Source organism: Streptomyces ziwulingensis (assembly GCF_039542605.1).
Taxonomy (GTDB): Bacteria; Actinomycetota; Actinomycetes; order Streptomycetales; family Streptomycetaceae; genus Streptomyces; species Streptomyces ziwulingensis.
Genome location: NZ_BAABIG010000007.1, coordinates 40,050 through 55,984, shown reverse-complemented (window position 1 = coordinate 55,984; position 15,935 = coordinate 40,050). Strand labels below are relative to the sequence as shown.

16 protein-coding genes are annotated in these 15,935 nt (G+C 72.1%); 11 read left to right on the top strand and 5 right to left on the bottom strand.

Annotated elements, in window-relative coordinates:
- Positions 1–10: 10 nt before the first annotated feature.
- The 11 genes from ABEB00_RS03165 (at position 11) to ABEB00_RS03115 (ending at position 9,599) form a co-directional block, all read left to right on the top strand.
- Complete coding sequence (locus tag ABEB00_RS03165) at positions 11–886, top strand: 3-hydroxyacyl-CoA dehydrogenase family protein (protein WP_345617280.1); 876 nt, start codon at positions 11–13, stop codon at positions 884–886.
- Between the two features lie 58 nt (positions 887–944).
- Positions 945–1,214, top strand: a complete 270-nt coding sequence (locus ABEB00_RS03160; RefSeq protein WP_345617279.1) for a phosphopantetheine-binding protein — start codon at positions 945–947, stop codon at positions 1,212–1,214.
- A 26-nt stretch (positions 1,215–1,240) separates the two neighbouring features.
- Positions 1,241–2,455, top strand: coding sequence for an acyl-CoA dehydrogenase family protein (locus ABEB00_RS03155; protein WP_345617278.1), 1,215 nt, complete (start codon positions 1,241–1,243; stop codon positions 2,453–2,455).
- On the top strand, positions 2,452–3,525 hold the full coding sequence (locus ABEB00_RS03150; protein ID WP_345617277.1) for an HAD-IIIC family phosphatase: 1,074 nt from the start codon (positions 2,452–2,454) through the stop codon (positions 3,523–3,525). The genes ABEB00_RS03155 and ABEB00_RS03150 overlap by 4 nt, the downstream gene beginning before the upstream one ends.
- Positions 3,522–4,301, top strand: coding sequence for a thioesterase II family protein (locus tag ABEB00_RS03145; RefSeq protein WP_345617276.1), 780 nt, complete (start codon positions 3,522–3,524; stop codon positions 4,299–4,301). The genes ABEB00_RS03150 and ABEB00_RS03145 overlap by 4 nt, the downstream gene beginning before the upstream one ends.
- Entirely contained in the window at positions 4,298–5,035 is a 738-nt protein-coding gene (locus ABEB00_RS03140; RefSeq protein WP_345617275.1) for a 4'-phosphopantetheinyl transferase family protein, read from the top strand. Before ABEB00_RS03145 ends, ABEB00_RS03140 begins: the two co-directional genes overlap by 4 nt.
- 6 nt (positions 5,036–5,041) lie before the next feature.
- On the top strand, positions 5,042–5,680 hold the full coding sequence (locus tag ABEB00_RS03135) for a LysE family translocator (protein ID WP_345617274.1): 639 nt from the start codon (positions 5,042–5,044) through the stop codon (positions 5,678–5,680).
- Between the two features lie 69 nt (positions 5,681–5,749).
- Positions 5,750–6,802 carry a histidinol-phosphate transaminase gene (hisC, locus tag ABEB00_RS03130; protein ID WP_345617272.1) on the top strand — a complete coding sequence of 351 codons (1,053 nt, stop codon included), beginning with the start codon at positions 5,750–5,752 and terminating at the stop codon, positions 6,800–6,802.
- Positions 6,803–6,856: 54 nt separating this feature from the next.
- Positions 6,857–7,471: a YbaK/EbsC family protein gene (locus ABEB00_RS03125; protein WP_345617271.1), complete on the top strand. Its 615-nt coding sequence runs from the start codon at positions 6,857–6,859 to the stop codon at positions 7,469–7,471.
- Between the two features lie 161 nt (positions 7,472–7,632).
- Positions 7,633–8,697 carry a lipoate-protein ligase LplAB gene (gene lplAB, locus ABEB00_RS03120; protein ID WP_345617269.1) on the top strand — a complete coding sequence of 355 codons (1,065 nt, stop codon included), beginning with the start codon at positions 7,633–7,635 and terminating at the stop codon, positions 8,695–8,697.
- 227 nt (positions 8,698–8,924) lie between these two features.
- Positions 8,925–9,599, top strand: coding sequence for a hypothetical protein (locus ABEB00_RS03115; protein WP_345617268.1), 675 nt, complete (start codon positions 8,925–8,927; stop codon positions 9,597–9,599).
- On the opposite strand, the gene ABEB00_RS03110 is transcribed toward ABEB00_RS03115, so the two are convergent.
- The 5 genes from ABEB00_RS03110 to ABEB00_RS03090 all read right to left on the bottom strand — a co-directional run bounded on the left by ABEB00_RS03110 (position 9,538) and on the right by ABEB00_RS03090 (position 15,885).
- The gene (locus ABEB00_RS03110) at positions 9,538–11,112 is read right to left on the bottom strand and encodes an NCS1 family nucleobase:cation symporter-1 (RefSeq protein ID WP_345617267.1); all 1,575 of its coding nucleotides are present in this window, start codon (positions 11,110–11,112) and stop codon (positions 9,538–9,540) included. The genes ABEB00_RS03115 and ABEB00_RS03110 overlap by 62 nt on opposite strands.
- A gap of 64 nt (positions 11,113–11,176) precedes the next feature.
- Entirely contained in the window at positions 11,177–12,199 is a 1,023-nt protein-coding gene (locus ABEB00_RS03105) for a TIGR03842 family LLM class F420-dependent oxidoreductase (RefSeq protein ID WP_345617266.1), read from the bottom strand.
- 16 nt (positions 12,200–12,215) lie between these two features.
- Positions 12,216–13,628 carry a dihydropyrimidinase gene (gene hydA / locus ABEB00_RS03100; RefSeq protein WP_345617265.1) on the bottom strand — a complete coding sequence of 471 codons (1,413 nt, stop codon included), beginning with the start codon at positions 13,626–13,628 and terminating at the stop codon, positions 12,216–12,218.
- Between the two features lie 134 nt (positions 13,629–13,762).
- Complete coding sequence (locus tag ABEB00_RS03095; protein WP_345617263.1) at positions 13,763–15,046, bottom strand: aspartate aminotransferase family protein; 1,284 nt, start codon at positions 15,044–15,046, stop codon at positions 13,763–13,765.
- A complete protein-coding gene (locus ABEB00_RS03090) occupies positions 15,043–15,885 on the bottom strand; it encodes a nitrilase-related carbon-nitrogen hydrolase (protein ID WP_345617262.1) in 843 nt (280 codons plus the stop codon). The genes ABEB00_RS03095 and ABEB00_RS03090 overlap by 4 nt, the downstream gene beginning before the upstream one ends.
- Positions 15,886–15,935 lie beyond the last annotated feature (50 nt).

Below are 15,935 nucleotides of genomic sequence, written 5' to 3'. Positions count from 1 at the left end.
GTTGTTCCAGATGACAGAGACCCTCCGTACGGTGGGCGTCGTCGGCGCCGGAGTCATGGGTACCGGTCTCGCGCAGTCCCTGGCGCAGAGCGGCCACGAGGTGATCCTCGTCGACCGCACCGACGAGATCCTCGACCGGGCCCGCCGCGAGATCGCCCAGGGGCTGCGTTTCAGCCGGGTCCTCGGCGCCAAGGGGCCCGCCGAGGACCGGCAGGTCGTCGCCAAACGCATCGCGTACACCACCCGGTACGACGGCTTCGACACCGTCGACTTCGTGATCGAGAACATCACCGAGGACTGGGACCTCAAGCGCGGGGTCTACGAGCGCATCGACCCGCTCTGCCCGCCGCACGCCGTCTTCGCCGCCAACACCTCCGTCATCCCGATCACCCGGATCGGCGCCTCCGTCACCCGCCCCGACCGGGTCCTCGGCATGCACTTCATGAACCCCGTGCCCCTGAAGCCGACCGTCGAGATGATCCGGGGCCACCACACCTCCGACGCCACCCTGGACACCGCGCACCGGCTGCTCGCCCAGATGGGCAAGGAGGGGGTGGTGGTCCAGGACTCGCCGGGGTTCGTCTCCAACCGGGTCCTGATGCTCACCGTGAACGAGGCCGTCTACCTGGTGCACGAGGGGGTCGCCACCGCGGCGGAGGTCGACCAGATCTTCCGGAGCTGCTTCGGCCACCCGATGGGCCCGCTGGCCACCGCCGACCTGATCGGCCTGGACACCATCCTCCAGTCCGTGCAGGGCCTGCACACCGCGTTCGCCGACAGCAAGTACCGGCCGTGCCCGCTGCTGGTCCGGATGGTCGACGCCGGCCTGCTCGGCCGCAAGAGCGGACGCGGCTTCTTCGACTACACCACCACCGGGACCGCGTAGCCCGGCACCTCCCGTCCCCGACCTCCCGCCCGCCCCACCCGAGAGAAACGGTCAGGCCATGCCCCACGACACCACCATCGAAGCGGCCAAGCCGAAGATCCGCGAGTTCCTCGCGCGGTTCTTCGGCGATCACCGGATCGCCGACGACGAGGACATCTTCGCGACCGGCTTCGTGAACTCCCTCTTCATCATGCAGCTCGTCCTCTTCGTCGAGAGCGAGTTCGCGCTCACCGTCGAGGACGAGGACCTGGAGATCGAGAACTTCAGCACCGTCGCCGCGGTCGCGGCCCTGGTGGCCCGCAAGAGTTCCGCGCCCGTCAGTAGCTGACCGCCCGCCCCGGTACGGAGATCACGATGGCCACACGTGTACAACTGACCCCCGAACAGGCCGCGGCGCGGGAGGAGTACGAGTCCTTCGCCCGCGACCACATCGCCCCGCACGCGGACGCCTGGGACCGGAACGCGGAACTTCCCGAGGAGTTCTTCGGCACGATCGCCGCCACCGGGTATCTCGGCGCCTGCGTCCCGGCCGCGTACGGCGGCGGCGCTCTCGACGCGATCAGCTTCGGCCTGCTCAACGAGGAGACGGGGCGCGCCTGTTCCTCCGTGCGCAGCCTGCTGACCGTGCACGGCATGGCCTCGCAGGCCATCGGCCGCTGGGGCACCCCGGCCCAGCGCGAGAGCTGGCTGCCCCGGCTGGCCACCGGAGCCGCCATCGGCGCCTTCGCCCTCACCGAACCCGGCGCGGGCAGCGATGTGAAGGGGCTCGTCACCACCGCCCGCCGCACCGGGGACGGGTTCGTCCTCGACGGCGCCAAGCGGTGGATCACCTTCGGCCGGCGCGCCGACGTCTACCTGCTGTTCGCCCGCCTCGACGGCCGCGAGACCGCCTTCCTGGTGGAGCGCGGCGCACCCGGCCTCCAGGTCACCCCCGTCCGGGGGATCCTGGGCACCCGCGCCTCCATGCTCGCCGAGCTGGAGCTGCGGGACTGCCGGGTGCCGGCCGACGCCGTCCTCGGCAAGCCGGGCTTCGGGCTGGCCGCGGTCGCCGCGACCGCCCTGGAACTCGGCCGCTACAGCGTCGCCTGGGGCTGTGTGGGCCTGATCCAGGCCTGTCTGGACGCCTCCCTGTCGTACGCCGACCGGCGCGAGCAGTTCGGCGTACGACTGCGCGACCACCAGCTCGTCCAGCGGATGCTCGCCGACATGGCCACCGGCGCCGCGGCGGCCCGGCTGCTGTGCCAGCAGGCCGGCTGGCTGCGCGAGGCGGGCGACGCGCAGAGCGTGCACGCCACCTGGCTCGCCAAGTACTTCTCGTCGACCGCCGCCTTCCGCAGCGCCGCGGACGCCGTCCAGGTGCACGGCGCACACGGCTGCGGCGAGGAGTACCCCGTACAGCGCTACCTGCGGGACGCGAAGGTGATGGAGATCATCGAGGGCACCACCGAACTCCAGCAGACGACCATCGCGCAGTCCGCGTACGTCGGACACGCGCCGGTCCGCCCGGCGGCCGCCGCCGCGAAGGCAACCGATCCGGCCCCGGCCGACGACGAGAAGGTGACGGCATGAGCGGCGAGAGCACCGGGACGCCCCCCGCGAGGACCGTGAAGTGCGTGGTGTGGGACCTGGACAACACCGTCTGGGACGGCATCCTCCTGGAGGACGGCGACGTACCCTTGCGTCCCGGTGTCAAAGAGGTCATCACGGAACTCGACCGGCGCGGCATCCTCCAGTCCGTGGCCAGCCGCAACGACCGCGAGGCCGCCTCCGCCGCACTGGAACGGCACGGCCTGCTCGACTACTTCCTGTACCCGCAGATCACCTGGTCCGCGAAGTCGGAGTCCGTGCGGGCCATCGCCACCTCCCTGAACCTGGGCCTGGACGCGTTCGCCTTCGTCGACGACGACCCCTTCGAACGGGCCGAAGTGGCCTACGCCGTACCCGAGCTGCTCTGCGTGGACGCCGCCGACGCCGCCGAGCTGACCGGCCGGCCGGAGTTCACCCCCCGCTTCATCACGGACGACTCCGCCAGGCGCCGGACCATGTACCTCGCGGACCAGGTACGCGCCGACGTGGAGCGCGAGTACAGCGGGCCCAAGGAGGACTTCCTCGCCACCCTGGACATGGACTTCACCATCGCACGGGCCACCGAGGAGGACCTGCGGCGCGCCTCGGAACTCACCGTCCGCACCAACCAGCTCAACACCACCGGCTACACCTACTCGTACGAGGAACTCGACGCGTTCCGCGAGTCGCCCGACCACGAGCTGCTGGTCGCACGGCTGGTGGACCGGTACGGCCCGTACGGCACCATCGGTGTCGTACTGGTCGAACGCGGCCCGGACGCCTGGCGGATCAAGCTGCTGCTGATGTCGTGCCGGGTGATGTCCCGCGGGGTGGGCGGCGTCCTCATCACCTATCTGCGGGAGCGCGCCCGGGACGCCGGGGTGCGGCTGCTGTCGGAGTTCCTGCCCAACGGCCGCAACCGGATGATGTTCGTGACGTACAAGTTCTCCCGGTTCCGCGAGGTCGCCCGCGACGGCGAACTCGTCACCCTGGAGGCCGACCTCACCGACATCCCGCCCTACCCCGACCACATGAAGATCACCGTGCCGGACGCCCTGGACGGTGCGCTGTGAGCGCGGCGCCGGCCCCGGCGTCGAGGAGCTGGCTCGTCACCCCGCGGCCCCGGCCGCGGGCCCGGCTGCGCGTGCTGTGCTTCGCGTACGCGGGCGGCGGCAGTGCCGCGTTCACCGGCTGGGCCGACGCGCTCCCCGCGGACGTCGAGTTGAGCGCGGTGCGCCTGCCGGGCCGCGAGTCCCGCATCCTGCAGCGGCCCTACACCGCTCTCGACGAGCTGCTGCCCGACCTGGTGTCCGCCGTGTCGTCCTACTGCGCCGAGCCGTATGTGCTGTTCGGCCACAGCATGGGCGCGCTCATCGCCCACGCGTACGCCCGTGAGCTGTGCGACGCCGGGCTGCGCGGCCCGGACCACCTCATCGTCTCCGGGCGGCGCGCTCCCCAGCTCACCCACAACCGGCCACTCATCCACGACCTGCCGGACAACGAACTGCTGGACCGGCTGCGGGAGTTCGGCGGCACCACCGACGAGCTGCTCGCCGATCCGCGGACGATGCGCCTGGTCCTGCCCGGCCTGCGCGCCGACTTCCAGCTCAACGACACCTACCGCTACACCCCGCAGCCCCGGCTCGACTGCCCGGTCACGGCCTTCGGCGGACGCCAGGACAGCCACGTCGACGAGGCCGGACTCGCCGCCTGGGCCGACCGGACCACGGGCCCGTTCACCATGCGCATCCTCGACGGCGGACACTTCTTCCTGCACTCGTCGCAGGCCGAGCTGCTGCGCGCGATCAAGGCCGTGCTGCACCGCACGGCGGGGAGCACCGTTGCATGAGCGGGCTCCGCAACACCTGGCCGCCCGGCCCCGGCCGGGTGCACTGGGACGCGGCCGGCGTCCATGTGTGGCGCATCGGGCTGGACGTGCCGCCGGACCGGCTCACCGAGCTGCGCTCGCTGCTCTCCGCCGAGGAGGAGGCCCGCGCCCTGCGGTGCCGGCTGCCGGTCGAACGGGACCGGTACGTGGTCGGCCGGGCCGCGGTCCGCGACATACTGTCCCGCTGCACGGGGGTACGCCCCCGGCGGCTGCTCCTCACGCGCGGCGCCCGCGGCCGTCCCCGGCTGGCGGGCCCGACCACGCAGCGCCTGGACTTCAACCTCTCGCACTCCGGGGCCGACGCGCTGCTCGCGGTGGCCCGCGGCGGCCAGGTGGGGATCGACATCGAGGTGGTCGACCCGGGCGTCGACCACCGGGCCATGGCGACCCGCTTCTTCGGCGCCGCCGAGGCGGCGGCCGTCCGCGCGCTGCCGGACACCGAGGGGCGTCAGGCGTTCTTCACCGGCTGGACCAGACGTGAGGCGTACGCCAAGGCGAACGACACCCGTATCCCGGTGGAGTTGGACGAAACCGGAACATGGAGGGTGTGGGATCTTACGGTGGGATCCGGCGTTCGCGCCGCACTGGTGGCGCCCGCCCTCCTGACCGATGTCCACTGCTGGACCTGGGAGGGCACCGGGGGGCCGGGGCGTGCCGCGATCCCGCACAGTCGGTCCCGTCGGAACTGGGAGTAGATCCACATGCCCACACCCTCCACCCTCTGGTGGTTCTTCACCGCCTCGGTGGTCCTGCTGCTCGTCCCCGGCCCCTCCGTCCTGTACGTGAGCGGGCGCACCCTGGACCAGGGCTCGCGCGCCGGGCTGCTGTCCACCCTCGGCCTGGCCTGCGGGGACCTCATCCAGGTGCTCGCGGCCGTCGTCGGCCTCTCCGCGCTGGTGGCCTCGTCCGAGACCGCCTTCGAGGTGGTCAAGTACGCCGGCGCCCTCTACCTCGTCTACCTCGGCATCCGGCGGCTACGCACCCCGGTCACGGTCCCCGCCCCGGAGGAGGAGAAGCAGCCGGAGACGCCGAGCGGCCGGATCGTCCTCGAAGGGCTGGTGGTCAACGCGCTCAACCCCAAGAGCACCATGTTCTTCCTGGCCTTCCTGCCGGCCTTCGTGGACAGCGAGAGCGGCGCCGTGTGGCTGCAGACCTTCGTCCTCGGCCTGGTCTTCGTCCTCGTCGGCATGGTCACCAACAGCGGCTGGGGGCTGCTGACCAACCTCGTGCGCGGCCGTGCCCAGCAGAGCAAGGGTTTCCTGAACGTCCAGCGCTACGTCGGCGGCGGCGTCTTCCTCGCCCTCGCCGGAGTCGTCCTCGGCACCTCGTCCAGCGAGTAGACCGCCCCAGCGCCCCACCGCCCCATCGACAGGTGCGCGCGTCCGCGCGCCACGGGAGGAGCACCCCGGATGACCGGTCAGCGATCGGCACCACACGTCCCCGCCGGCCTCGGCGAGGAGGCGGCGGCATGGAAGCTGTCCGCGAACGAGAACCCCTTCCCGCCGCTGCCGGGCGTCCTGGACAGCGCCGTGGCCGCCGCCGGCACCCTCAACCGCTATCCGGACCCCGCCTGCCGGCGCCTGACCGCGGAGATCGCCGGCCATCACGGGGTCCCACCGGAGCACATCGCGGTCGGCATCGGCTCCGTCGGGGTCACCCAGCAGCTCCTCCAGGCGACCGCGGGCCCCGGTGCCGAGGTGCTCTTCGCGTGGCGTTCCTTCGAGGCGTATCCGGAGCTGACCGCGGTCGTCGGGGCGGCCTCGGTGCGGGTGCCGCTCGCCCCGGGCGCGGTGCACGACCTCGACGCCATGCTGGACGCGGTCACCCCGCGCACCCGCGTGGTCTTCGTCTGCAACCCCAACAACCCCACCGGCACGGTGGTGCGCCGGGCGGCCCTGGAGCGCTTCCTGGACCGGATACCGCCCACCGCGCTGGTCGTCCTCGACGAGGCGTACCTGGAGTTCATCCGCGACGACGAGGTCCCGGACGGCATCGACCTCTACCGCGACCGTCCGCGCCTGTGCGTCCTGCGTACCTTCTCCAAGGCGTACGGGCTGGCCGGCCTGCGGGTGGGGTACGCCGTCGCGCACGAGCCGGTCGCGGCGGCGATCCGCGGGACCGCGCTGCCGTTCGGCGTCACCCTGCTGGCGCAGGACGCGGCGGTGGCCTCGCTGCGCCGGGGGCCGGCCATGCGCGAACGCGTCGAGGCCCTGGTCGTCGCACGCGACCGGCTGCACGCCGCGCTCACGGACCAGGGCTGGGACGTGCCCCCGTCGCAGGCGAACTTCGTCTGGCTGGCCACGGCGGAACGCACCGCGGAGTTCGCCGCGGCCTGCGCGCGCGACGGCGTGCTCGTGCGGGCCTTCCCGGACGAGGGGGTCCGCGTCAGTGTCGGCACCGACGCGGCCAACGACCGGTTCCTCCGGATCGCCGCGCACCACCGCACGACGCGCACGCGATGAGCCGCGCGACGCGCCCGGACGGCGCCGGTGCCGCGCGCGCTAAAGTGCGGGCGCATGAGTGACTTCCCGGCCCACCCCACCCCGCCCTTCGGACGCTTCGACGCCGTCTCGCCCGCGCTGGAGCGGCCCGATCTGACACCGCCCGCGGTCACCGGGGCGCTGCGCGACTGGAAGCACCGCACGGCGGCCGAATCCGTGCTGTACGTGGACACCGACCCGGAGAAGGCGGACACCGCCGTGTTCTCCGAGGTGTACGACGTGCCGCTGGAGGTGGGCGCGAACTGTGTGGTGGTCGCGGCCAAGCGGGGGCAGGAGCAGGTCCTGGTCGCATGCGTGGTGCTGGCCACCACCAGGCTGGACGTCAACAGGACGGTACGCAAGCGCCTCGGCGCCCGGAAGGCGTCCTTCGCGTCGATGGACACCGCGGTCGCCGAGACGGGTATGGAGTACGGCGGCATCACCCCGATCGGGCTGCCCGCCCACTGGCCGCTGCTGATCGACGAGGCGGTCGCGGCCACCCCCTACGTCCTGATCGGCAGCGGCCGGCGACGCGGGAAGCTGATCCTCCCCGGCGCCGCCCTGGCCGAACTGCCGGGCGCGGAGGTGGTCCCCGGGCTGGCGCTCCCGGTCCCCGCCGAGCCCGCCCCGCAGGACCCGCCGGTCCGATGACGGACCGCCGGGCGGCCTGCTGTTTCTCCCGGCCGCCCGCTCGGGAACACTGCGCGGCGAAACCCGTGAAGGTACGGTCTACTGGATCGGTATGCGCGTCTCTTCGGATGTCGGGGCAGCAGGCTCAGCGTCCGCGCCGCGCGCGGGAAGGGAACGGATTCGTGCACGGCGAGTACAAGGTGCCCGGCGGCAAGCTGGTCGTCGTGGATCTGGACGTCGAGGAAGGCGTACTGCGCCATGTGCGCACCGCCGGGGATTTCTTCCTGGAGCCCGACGAGGCGATCCTCTCGATCAACGGTGCCCTGGAGGGCGCTCCCTCCTCGACGGACGCCGCAGGACTGGCGGCCCGGATCACGGCGGCGCTGCCGGAGTCGACCGTCATGCTCGGACTGACCGCGGCGGGCGTCGGCACCGCCGTCCGGCGGGCGCTGGCCCGAGCGACCGAATGGGGCGACTACGACTGGCAGTTGGTGCACGCGGAGCCGCAGGCACCGGCCCTGCACATGGCACTGGACGAGGTCCTCACCGCCGAGGTGGCCGCCGGGCGGCGGGCACCCACCCTGCGGGTCTGGGAATGGGCCTCGCCCGCGGTGGTCATCGGCAGCTTCCAGTCACTGCGCAACGAGGTGGACCCCGAGGGCGCGGCGCGACACGGCATGAGTGTGGTCCGCCGTATCTCGGGGGGCGGGGCCATGTTCGTGGAGCCCATGAGCACGATCACGTATTCGCTGTCCGTGCCGGAGTCCCTGGTGTCGGGGCTCTCCTTCGCCGACAGTTACGCCTACCTCGACGACTGGGTTCTGGACGCGCTCGGTGACATGGGGATCAGGGCCTGGTACCAGCCCCTCAACGACATCGCCACCGACGCCGGGAAGATCGCCGGGGCCGCCCAGAAGCGAGTGGTCGGTCCGGACGGCGGCCCTGGAGCCGTCCTGCACCACGTGACCATGTCGTACGACATCGACGCCGGCAAGATGCTCGAAGTCCTGCGGATCGGCAGGGAGAAGATGTCCGACAAGGGCACCGGGAGCGCCAGGAAGCGCGTCGACCCGCTCCGGCGCCAGACCGGCCTCGCCCGGGAACAGGTGATCGAGAACATGATCGCCTCCTTCCGTGACCGCTACGGGCTGACCACCGGCGACGTCACGGCGCGGGAGCTGGCCCGGGCCGAGGAACTGGTCCGCACGAAGTTCGCCACCGAGGAGTGGACCGCGCGCGTGCCGTGAGCCCGCCGGGTGCGGACACGCAGGTCGGCCGTACCGGTCACGTTCCACTCCCCCGGTCGTGATCACTCGTGCCGGAGCGAACCCGTCGACGGGCCGCCGCCTACGTCTGCGTCACCGTGCGGGCACCCTGCGAGTTGGCCCTTCCGCCCCACAGGGAGTCGTGTGAGACTGGCCGCCCGTCCGCCGTGCGGACCCCTCTCCGCACCGTCCCCCACGAGAAGTGCGCCGTGCGTCCACTGCCCCTGCCGCTCACCCTCGCCGCGCGTCTGGCCCCGGTCGCCGTGCTCGCCGTCACCGGCTGGGCCCTGTCGTCCGGACCGCAGACCACACCGGCCGCCGGGCACAGAGCGGCGCCCGAGACCGCGGCACCGTCCCCCTCGGCCCCGGCGACGCGGGCGGCGGCGAAGACGTACCCCACCGCCCCCGCCCCCTGCGCGAGTCTGGCGAAGAAGACACTCGCCTCGCTGGTGCCGGGCGCGAGGCCGGCCGGGAAGGAGATCCCGTCGACCGACACGGAGCTGCGCCGCACCTGCTCCTGGAACGCGCTCAAGGGCTACGAATACCGCTGGCTCGACGTCTCCTACGAGATCCTGCGGACGGACGAGGCGGCCCGCGCCTCCTACGCGGAGCGGGTGGCCGACAAGAGCGGCGGGGGCGAGGTGCCCGGTCTCGGTGACGCGGCCTACTCGGTGGTGAACCTGACCACCGAGGAGAAGCAGCAGACCCGCGAGGGCACGGTGCTGGTGCGCGCCGCCAACGCGCTGGTGGTCATCACCTACAACGGCAGTGACTTCGAGTCCCGCGACGCTCCCGGCTCGGACACGGTCAACAAGGGGGCCATCAAGGCCGCGAAGGAGGCGGTGACGGCTCTGACGGACGGCGGGGCCGGCGGGACCGGCTGAGGGACTCCCGGCGCGGCAGCATCAGCGCGAGGTACAGGAGCGTCGACGTGCCCAGGCCCACCGCCCAGCCGTAGTCGGCGAGCGGTGCGAGGGCCGGGACCGGGCGGCCGTCGACCAGCGGATGGAAGTCGGCGCCGCCGATCGCCAGCACCCCGCCCACCGCGAAGGCGGCCACCGCCCGCCAGTTCCAGCCCCGCCCGTACCAGTACCGGCCCGACCTGCGGTAGAGGTCGACGAGGTCGAGCCGGGCCCGGCGCAGGACCCAGTAGTCGGCGACGAGGATGCCGGCCACCGTGCCCAGCAGTCCGCCGACCAGGCCGAGCCAGGTGAAGATGTAGCCCTCCGGGTCGGAGTACAGCTTCCACGGGCAGATCAGCACGGCGAGCACGCAGGTGACGAGCGCGCCGGTCCGGAAACTGATCCGGCGCGGGGCGATGTGGGAGAAGTCGAAGGCGGGCGAGACCAGGTTGGCCGCGATGTTGACGGACAGGGTCGCCACCAGGACGGTCACCAGGGCGAAGAGCAGACCGGCCACGCTGTCCGTCTTCGCGGCCAGTTGGACCGGGTCCCAGACCGGCTCCCCGTAGACGGCCTGCGAGCCGGAGGTCACCAGCACCGACAGGAACGCGAACAGGGTCATGGTGGTCGGCAGGCCGAGGGCCTGGCCACGGGTCTGGGCCCGCTGGCTTTGGCCGTAGCGGGTGAAGTCGGGGATGTTCAGGGACAGCGTGGACCAGAAGCCGATCATGCCCATCAGGGCCGGGGCGAAGACGGTCCAGAAGTCGGCGCCCCAGCCCAGTTCCGAGGGCTGGTCGAAGAGCGGGCCGAAGCCGCCGGCCTTCTCGCTCATCCACCACAGCATCACGAAGGCGCCGACCAGGACGAACGGCGCCGCCCAGTTCTCGAAGCGGCGCAGGGTCTCCATGCCGCGCAGGATGATGGCGACCTGGAGCAGCCAGAAGAGCCCGAACGACAGCCACATGGTCCAGGCGTGGCCGCCGAACTCGGCCGCACCGCTCCAGCCCTCGCCGATCAGTTTCCCGGCGAGGAAGTAGATGGCCTCGCCGCCGATCCAGGTCTGGATGCCGAACCAGCCGCACGCCACCAGCGCCCGGACGACAGCGGGCAGGTTGGCGCCGCGCACACCGAAGGAGGCGCGGGCGAAGACCGGGAAGGGGATGCCGTACTTGGGTCCCGCGTGGCCGGTGAGCAGCATCGGGACCAGCACGATCAGGTTGGCGAGGGCGATGGTGAACACCGCCTGCTTCCAGTCCATGCCGACCGCGATCAGCCCGGAGGCCAGCGTCCAGGAGGCGGTGTTGTGGGCCATGCCGACCCACAGCGCGGAGAAGTTGTACGTCGTCCAGGTGCGCCCCGCGACCGGGACCGGCAGCAGGTCCGCGTTGGCGTAGGGGCCGCCCGGCGGCGGGGTGCCGGGGGCGAGTTCCACCCGCCCGTCGGGGAGGGTGACCTGGGTGGCCGGAGGTATGTCCATGGGAGCGGTGTCGGTCATGGGCAGGCCAATCATGCTGGGGGGTACGGAGAGGCCGTGCGGGTGGCCGGGCGGTGGGGCTCGGTCAGCCGTCGAGGGCCGGGATCACCTGCGACCCGTAGGTGTCGATGACGGCCTCCCGCGTGTCGTGCATGGCGTAGAGGGCGAACTGGTCGACGCCCAGGTCGCGCAGCGCGCGGAGCTTCTCGATGTGCCGTTCGACCGGTCCGATCAGGCAGAAGCGGTCGACTATGTCGTCCGGCACGAAGGCCGTGTCCGGGTTGCCGCTGCGGCCGTGGTGGGTGTAGTCGTAGCCGCGGCGGGCCTTGACGTAGGCGGTGAGCGCGTCGGGGACGGCTGCGGAGTGCTCGCCGTAGCGGGCCACCAGGTCGGCGACGTGGTTGCCGACCATGCCGCCGAACCAGCGGCACTGCGCGCGGGCGTGGGCGAGCGCCTCGGGCGAGTCGTCGGCGGTGACGTAGGCCGGGGCGGCGACACAGACGGTCACCTCGGCCGGGTCGCGCCCGGCCGCCACCGCCGCGTCCCGGACGGCCCCGACCATGTACTCGGTGAGGTAGGGGTCGGCGAGCTGGAGGATGAACCCGTCGGCCTCCGCACCGGCCATCGCCAGCGCCCTGGGTCCGTACGCGGCCATCCAGACGGGGAGTCGGGCGGCCGGCCCTATCCACGGGAAGCGGACCACGGTGCCGCCGCCGAGGTCGGCCTCCGCTCCGCTGCCCAGCGCCCGGATCACCTTCATGGCCTCGCTCACCCGGGCCAGGGTGTGGGGCGGGCGGCCGGCCACCCGCATCGCGGAGTCGCCGCGGCCGATGCCGCAGACGGTGCGGTTGCCGTACATGTCGTTGAGGGTGGCGAAGGTGGAGGCGGTGACCTCCCAGGTGCGGGTGCCCGGGTTGGTGACCATCGGGCCGATGCGCAGGGTCGAGGTGTGGGCGAGGATCTGGCTGTAGATCACGAACGGCTCCTGCCACAGCACGGCGGAGTCGAAGGTCCAGCCGTAGCGGAAGCCGTTGCGCTCGGCCCGTTTCATCAGGCTGACGACACGGGCGGCCGGCGGGTCGGTCTGCAGGACGAGTCCGAAGTCCATGGGCCACGTCTCCTGGTCACTGGTTCAGGTACTGGCAGGTGGAGCGCGGGGTGTAGACACCGTGGCCCTTGCGGCCGGTGTACTCCCGGTCGGTGATGACGGGCACGCCGCGGGAGAGCACGGTCTGGACGCGGCCGGTGACCCGGCGGCCCTCGTACGCCGAGTAGTCGACGTTCATGTGGTGAGTCTCGGCGGACAGCACCTGCTCGGCGCGCGGGTCGTAGATCACGACGTCGGCGTCGGAGCCGGGCGCGAGCGTGCCCTTCTTCGGGTAGAGGCCGAACATGCGGGCGGGGGTGGCGCAGGCGGTCTCGATCCAGCGGCGGCGGCTGAGGTGCCCGTCGAGGACGGCCTGGTGGAGCAGGTCCATGCGGTTCTCGACGCCCGGCAGGCCGTTGGGGATCCTGGAGAAGTCGCCTCGGCCCAGTTCCTTCTGGCCGGTGAAGCAGAAGGGGCAGTGGTCGGTGGAGACGACCTGGAGGTCATCGGTGCGCAGGCCCCGCCAGAGCGCCGCCTGGTGTTCGCGCGGGCGCAGCGGCGTCGAGCAGACGTACTTGGCGCCCTCGAAGCCGGGTTCGGCGAGGTTGTCGGCGGACAGGAACAGGTACTGCGGGCAGGTCTCGCCGAAGACCGGCAGCCCCTCGTCGCGGGCGCGCGTCAGTTCGGCGACCGCCTCGGCGGCCGAGACGTGCACGATGTACAGCGGTGCCCCGGCGACCTGGGCGAGCCTGATCGCGCGGTGCGTGGCCTCCGCCTCCAGGAGCGCCTTGCGGACCTCGCCGTGATGGCGGGGATCGCGCTCGCCGCGGGCCAGGGCCTGTTCGACGAGGACGTCGATGGCGATGCCGTTCTCGGCGTGCATCATGATCAGGCCGCCGTTGTCGGCGCAGCGCTGCATGGCCCGCAGGATCTGGCCGTCGTCGGAGTAGAAGACACCCGGGTAGGCCATGAACTGCTTGAACGAGGTGACGCCCTCCGCCACCAGCAGGTCCATCTCCTTCAGCGTCTCCTCCCGGACGTCGGAGACGATCATGTGGAAGCCGTAGTCGACGGCGCAGTTGCCCTCGGCCTTGGCGTGCCAGGCGTCGAGGCCCTCGCGCAGGGAGCGGCCGACGCTCTGCACCGCGAAGTCCACGACGGTGGTGGTGCCGCCCCAGGCGGCGGCCCGGGTGCCGGTCTCGAAGGTGTCGGAGGCGAAGGTGCCGCCGAACGGCAGTTCCATGTGGGTGTGGACGTCGACGCCGCCCGGGAGCACGTACTTCCCGGTGGCGTCCAGGACCCGCTCGGCGGTGAAGGACGCGGCGGCGGGGGTGCCGGCCGCGGCGAGGGCGGCGATCCGGCCGCCCTCGATCAGGACGTCGGCGTGGATCTCGTCGGAGGCGGTGATGACGAGACCACCGCGGATCAGGGTACGGCTGCTGCTGCTCATGGGCTCCTCCTGTCCGGGCAGGCGGTGACGGGGCCGTCAGGTGTCGGGGCGGCCGGGTGTCAGGGCGTCGGGGCGGCCGGGCGTCGGGACAGCCGGGTGCCCAGGCGGCCGGCACCCGGCGGAGCCCCGCGCGTTCACAGGTTCCGCAGGACGCGTTCCAGGACGGCGGCGCCCTCCTCGGCCTCCGCGACGGTGAGGGAGAGCGGCGGGGCGATGCGCAGGGTGCTGGTGTCGTGGCCGCCGCCCTTGCCCAGGAGCAGCCCGCCCGCGCGGGCCTCCTCCAGCACGGCGGCGGCCGCCCGCGGGTCGGCCTCGTCGGTGCCGGGCCGGGTGAGTTCGATGCCGATCATCAGCCCCCGGCCGCGTACCTCCCGTACGTACGGGGACTGCGCCCCGACGGCCCGCAGCCGTTCCAGGAGCAGGCCGCCGACGCGCCGGGCGTTGCCCTGGAGGTCGTGTTCCAGCAGGTGGTTGAGGTTGGCGAGGCCGGCCGCCATGGTGACCTGGGTGCCGCCGAAGGTGGAGATGCTCTGGGCGTCCAGGCAGTTCATGATCTCGGCGCGGGCGATGACGCCGCCGATGGACATGCCGTTGCCGATGCCCTTGGCGAAGGTGACGAGGTCGGGCGGCCCGCTGCGCGCGTGCGCCTGCCAGCCCCAGAAGTGGTCGCCGGTGCGGCCCCAGCCGGTCTGCACCTCGTCGGAGATCCACAACACCCCGCGCTCGCGCAGCACTTCGCGGAAGGCGGCGTACAGGCCGTCCGGCGGGGAGGTGAACCCGCCGACACCCTGCACGGGTTCGGCGATCAGCGCGGCGGGCGGGCGGCTGTGGCCGAGGAGGTCCTTCAGGTCCGCCACGCAGGCGTCGGTGAACGCGCGGTCGTCCAGGTGGGCGTAGGGGCCGCGGGTGCGGACGCCGCCGTGCACGTAGAGGGTCTGGAGCGGGGAGAGCGAGGTCGGGGACCAGCCGCTGTTGCCGGTGATGCCGACGGTGCTGAAGGAGCGGCCGTGGTAGCTGTTGCGCATCGCGAGGAGGGTGTTGCTGCGCCGGTAGGTGGTCGCGAGCAGCAGGGCCGTGTCGTTGGCCTCGGTGCCGGAGGTGGTGAAGAAGACGCGGGCGTCGGGGATGCCGCTCACCTGGGCGACGCGTTCGGCGAGTTCGACCATCGGCCGGTTGAGGTAGAGCGTGGAGGAGTGCAGGAGCCGCCCGGCCTGCTCGGCGACGGCCTTGGCCACCTCGGGCAGGGCGTGGGCGGTCATGGTGGTGAGGATGCCGCCGAAGAAGTCGAGGTACTTGTTGCCCGCGGCGTCCCAGACGTGGCGGCCCTCGCCGTGCGTCAGCTCCAGCGGGTCCTCGTAGTAGAGGGCCAGCCAGTCGGGCAGTACGGCCCGGTGGCGGCCCAGCAGGTCCCGGTTCACGGCCGTACCAGCCCCTCGTACGCGTCGGGGCGGCGGTCGCGGTAGAACGCCCACTGCCGGCGGACCTCCTCGACCAGTGACAGGTCGAGGTCGCGGACGAGGAGTTCCTCCTCGGTGTCGCTGGCGACGTCGCCGACGAACCGGCCGCGCGGGTCCACGAAGTAGGAGGTGCCGTAGAAGTCGTTGTCGCCGTACTCCTCCTGGCCGACGCGGTTGATGGCGGCGACGAAGTACTCGTTGGCGACGGCCGCGGCGGGCTGCTCCAGCTTCCACAGGTGGGCCGAGAGGCCGCGGTGGGTGGCCGAGGGGTTGTACACCAACTGAGCGCCGTTGAGTCCCAGTTGGCGCCAGCCCTCGGGAAAGTGGCGGTCGTAGCAGATGTAGACGCCGATCTTGCCGACGGCCGTGTCGAAGACCGGCCAGCCGAGGTTGCCGGGCCGGAAGTAGTACTTCTCCCAGAACCCCTCGACCTGCGGGATGTGGTGTTTTCGGTAGGTGCCGAGGACGGTGCCGTCGGCGTCGATCACGGCGGCGGTGTTGTAGTAGAAGCCGGACCGCTCGGCCTCGAAGACCGGGACGACGATCACCATGCCGGTCTCGCGGGCGAGCGCCCGCATGCGGCGGACCGTCGGGCCGTCGGGGACGGGCTCAGCCCAGCGGTAGTGCTCGGGGTCCTGGACCTGGCAGAAGTAGGGCGCGTTGAAGACCTCCTGGAAGCCGATGATCTTCGCGCCCCGCCGGGCCGCCTCCCGGGCGTGCTCCTCGTGTTTCGCCACCATGGACCCGGTGTCCCCGGTCCAGGTGGCCTGGACCAGGGCGGCACGTAGGACATTGGCCATGAGCTGCTCCTTCGACGCGACCGTCAGAGCCTCTACGCCCGTAGAACAGG

What these genes read in the sequence shown, in the direction of transcription:
- ABEB00_RS03165 (WP_345617280.1), top strand. Translation starts at nt 11, where the DNA reads ATGACAGAGACCCTCCGTACGGTGGGCGTCGTCGGCGCCGGAGTCATG.
- ABEB00_RS03160 (WP_345617279.1), top strand. Translation starts at nt 945, where the DNA reads ATGCCCCACGACACCACCATCGAAGCGGCCAAGCCGAAGATCCGCGAG.
- ABEB00_RS03155 (WP_345617278.1), top strand. Translation starts at nt 1,241, where the DNA reads ATGGCCACACGTGTACAACTGACCCCCGAACAGGCCGCGGCGCGGGAG.
- ABEB00_RS03150 (WP_345617277.1), top strand. Translation starts at nt 2,452, where the DNA reads ATGAGCGGCGAGAGCACCGGGACGCCCCCCGCGAGGACCGTGAAGTGC.
- ABEB00_RS03140 (WP_345617275.1), top strand. Translation starts at nt 4,298, where the DNA reads ATGAGCGGGCTCCGCAACACCTGGCCGCCCGGCCCCGGCCGGGTGCAC.
- ABEB00_RS03135 (WP_345617274.1), top strand. Translation starts at nt 5,042, where the DNA reads ATGCCCACACCCTCCACCCTCTGGTGGTTCTTCACCGCCTCGGTGGTC.
- hisC (WP_345617272.1), top strand. Translation starts at nt 5,750, where the DNA reads ATGACCGGTCAGCGATCGGCACCACACGTCCCCGCCGGCCTCGGCGAG.
- ABEB00_RS03125 (WP_345617271.1), top strand. Translation starts at nt 6,857, where the DNA reads ATGAGTGACTTCCCGGCCCACCCCACCCCGCCCTTCGGACGCTTCGAC.
- ABEB00_RS03110 (WP_345617267.1), bottom strand. Translation starts at nt 11,112, where the DNA reads ATGACCGACACCGCTCCCATGGACATACCTCCGGCCACCCAGGTCACC.
- ABEB00_RS03105 (WP_345617266.1), bottom strand. Translation starts at nt 12,199, where the DNA reads ATGGACTTCGGACTCGTCCTGCAGACCGACCCGCCGGCCGCCCGTGTC.
- hydA (WP_345617265.1), bottom strand. Translation starts at nt 13,628, where the DNA reads ATGAGCAGCAGCAGCCGTACCCTGATCCGCGGTGGTCTCGTCATCACC.
- ABEB00_RS03090 (WP_345617262.1), bottom strand. Translation starts at nt 15,885, where the DNA reads ATGGCCAATGTCCTACGTGCCGCCCTGGTCCAGGCCACCTGGACCGGG.